The following is a 3,213-nucleotide window of genomic DNA, read 5'->3' on the forward strand; positions in this document are numbered from 1 at the left end:
CGCTTAAGGTAGCGCCTGTATTTTTGTATCCTAAATCTAATGTAATTAAACCGGTTTGGTCTCTAAGCTTTGAAATATCGATACCTCGGTCTCCGATTGTGCTTTCTACGATAGGATATTCAAAAGAATTCCCGTCATAGTTCAATACTACTTTATTATCTGGCATTATGTAATTTTTTACTAATTTATGAATACTGATAGAAAATGGCAAATGAAATTCACCGTTTTCAATCAATTTTTTCTATTATCGTTTTATTTTGAATGCATCTAATCCCGGGAACACTGCCGTTTCTCCCAAAGCCTCTTCAATTCTTAAAAGTTGGTTATATTTCGCCATTCTGTCGGAGCGTGAAGCGGAACCTGTTTTTATCTGCCCGCAGTTCATTGCAACGGCTAAATCAGCGATGGTAGAATCTTCGGTTTCGCCGGAACGGTGAGACATTACCGATGTATAACGGTTGTGTTGTGCCATCTGCACGGCAGCCATTGTTTCAGAAAGGGAGCCAATCTGATTAACTTTTACAAGTATTGAATTTGCAATACCTTCGTTCACCCCTCTTGAAAGTCTTTCAACATTGGTTACAAATAAATCGTCGCCTACCAGCTGAACGCGGTCTCCGATTTTTTCGGTAAGCATTTTCCACCCTGCCCAGTCGTCTTCGTGCATACCGTCTTCAATTGAAATGATCGGATATTTAGCAGCCAATTCTGCCAAATAAGAAACCTGCTCGCTGCTGCTGAATACCGCTGAATCAGGAGTTTGGAATTTTCTGTAATCGTAGTTTCCGTCTTTATAGAATTCTGAAGCTGCGCAATCTAACGCGATCATCACATCGTCACCTGGTTTGTAACCTGCCTTTTCAATGGCTTGAAGCAAAGTATCCAAAGCATCTTCAGTTCCTGTAAAGGTTGGTGCAAAACCTCCTTCGTCACCTACTGCAGTGGAAAGTCCACGTGAATGAAGGATTGATTTAAGGTTGTGGAAGATTTCAGTTCCTTTTCTCAAAGCGTGAGAGAAAGAATCTGCTTTTACCGGCATCACCATAAATTCCTGGAATGCAATAGGCGCATCAGAGTGTGAACCACCATTGATGACGTTCATCATCGGAACAGGCAGCGTATTGGCATTAACACCACCCACATATTTGTAAAGTGGAAGACGAAGTTCGGTTGCGGCTGCTTTTGCGGCAGCTAATGAAACTCCAAGAATGGCGTTAGCTCCTAAATTGCCTTTGTTTTTAGTCCCATCCAGCTCAATCATAATCTGGTCGATGAAGTTCTGGTCATAAACCGGAAGTCCTACCAATTCGGGAGCAATAACCTCTCTTACATTTTCTACAGCTTTCAGGACACCTTTTCCCATGTAATCTGTACCGCCATCGCGTAATTCTACGGCTTCGTGCTCACCTGTTGATGCTCCTGAAGGAACCGCAGCACGGCCCATTGCACCACTTTCTGTAAAAACATCTACTTCTATTGTAGGATTTCCGCGGGAATCCAAAATCTGTCTTGCTTCAATGTAGGAAATGTAACTCATAGTTATGATTTTTAAACTTTAATTTGAATTACAAATTTAACGAAAATTGAACTATTTTAAGAGTTTCAGGACATGATTTTAATGAGTTTGGCGTTAAACTTTCGTTAATAATTACCAATTTTTTATTTTGTAAAAAGTAATCGTAAATTTGATGTACAAAAAAACAAATTATTATGAAAAACAGCGTTTTTATTGAGTCCGCAGTTATACTTTTTACCATTGTGGGCTGCAAGAAATCAACAGAAGGCAATAAAAGTATTATTGTGGAAGATTCTGCCGTTGAAATCAGAACTGAAGAGCCGGTAAAAACTGACAGTGCAGCGGTACTCACTGAGAACGGAAATAGTATAAAAGCCGGCGAATATACTGAACGTTATGTCGCTGAAGACGGCTCTTCGGCTTTGGTAACGTTTAAGAATACCGATAAGGAAAATACGATCAGCATTAGGAGTAATAACAAAACGATTTCGGCTCCGAAGAAGGCAGATGCAGGACCGGGAGTTTATGGTAATTATGATTTCGAAATCATTTCAAAAAACGACAGCGTCATCATCACTCAGGGAAATAATATCATCGGACTGAAAAAGGCAAGAGGGCAATAGAAAATCTAAGAAAGAAAGACATATTTCCATAAAAACAAAAAGCCGTTCAATAAAATTGAACGGCTTTTTAGTAATATCAACTGATTAATCAGTTTTGTTATCGGAAGATTCTGCGGCTTCGCCAGTAGTTTCTTCAGATTTCGCTTCTTCTTTAGCAGGAGCTTCTTTAACTTCAGCAGCAACTGCTTCAGTTTTAGGAGCTGCAGCTCTTCTGCTTCTTCTTGTTGTTTTCTTTTCTTCAGCGTTCGGGTTGTAAAGTTCGTTGAAATCTACAAGTTCGATCATTGCAGTATCTGCAGCATCGCCCGGTCTGAATCCAGTTTTGATGATTCTTGTGTAACCACCGTTTCTCTCTGCTATTTTAGGAGCAACTGTTCTGAATAATTCAGTAACTGCTTCTTTGCTTTGCAGGTAAGAGAAAACTGTTCTTCTGTTGTGAGTTGTATCTTCTTTCGCTTTAGTTAAGATAGGTTCAACATACACTCTCAAAGCTTTCGCTTTGGCAACAGTAGTGTTGATTCTTTTATGCTCAATAAGAGAACAAGCCATATTAGAAAGCAACGCACTTCTGTGAGAAGCTGTTCTAGATAAGTGATTGAATTTTTTACCGTGTCTCATTGTTTGTTATTTATCAGCGTCTAATTTATATTTAGCAACGTCGAAACCGAAGTTAAGACCTTTTGCATGCACTAATTCTTCTAATTCTGTTAAAGATTTTTTACCGAAATTTCTGAATTTCATCAAATCAGACTTTGTATAAGAAACCAGTTCTCCTAAAGTTTCCACTTCAGCAGCTTTCAAGCAGTTTAATGCTCTTACAGAAAGATCCATATCTGTTAATTTAGATTTAAGGAGCTGTCTTGTATGTAAAGTTTCTTCGTCGTATTGGATGGATGCTTTCACGGCTTCAGTTTCAAGCGTAATTCTCTCGTCGGAGAACAACATGAAATGATAAATTAATATCTTAGAAGCTTCAGTTAAAGCATTCTGAGGGCTGATGGAACCGTCAGTTTCAATATCCAAAACAAGTTTTTCGTAGTCTGTTTTTTGCTCTACACGATAGTTTTCAACACT

4 protein-coding genes and 1 pseudogene are annotated in these 3,213 nt (G+C 38.9%); 1 reads left to right on the plus strand and 4 read right to left on the minus strand.

All coding sequences use genetic code 11. From position 1 onward, the window contains the following. Positions 1-166, minus strand: a pseudogene (gene gltA / locus V5N63_RS11455) (citrate (Si)-synthase); the annotation flags it as partial. 78 nt (positions 167-244) lie between these two features. Further along, positions 245-1,537, minus strand: a complete 1,293-nt coding sequence (gene eno, locus V5N63_RS11460) for a phosphopyruvate hydratase (RefSeq protein ID WP_332020483.1) — start codon at positions 1,535-1,537, stop codon at positions 245-247. 173 nt (positions 1,538-1,710) lie between these two features. On the opposite strand from eno, the gene V5N63_RS11465 reads away from it, so the two are divergent. Then, entirely contained in the window at positions 1,711-2,139 is a 429-nt protein-coding gene (locus V5N63_RS11465; protein ID WP_332034047.1) for a hypothetical protein, read from the plus strand. 84 nt (positions 2,140-2,223) lie between these two features. On the opposite strand, the gene rplQ is transcribed toward V5N63_RS11465, so the two are convergent. Together rplQ and V5N63_RS11475 are read right to left on the minus strand one after the other, a co-directional pair. Further along, entirely contained in the window at positions 2,224-2,757 is a 534-nt protein-coding gene (gene rplQ / locus V5N63_RS11470) for a 50S ribosomal protein L17 (RefSeq protein ID WP_332034048.1), read from the minus strand. Positions 2,758-2,763: 6 nt separating this feature from the next. Beyond that, positions 2,764-3,213, minus strand: a 450-nt coding sequence (locus V5N63_RS11475; protein ID WP_332034049.1) for a DNA-directed RNA polymerase subunit alpha C-terminal domain-containing protein, incomplete at its 5' end; no start/stop codon positions are given.

The organism is Kaistella sp. (assembly GCF_032060305.1).
GTDB lineage: Bacteria > Bacteroidota > Bacteroidia > Flavobacteriales > Weeksellaceae > Kaistella > Kaistella yananensis.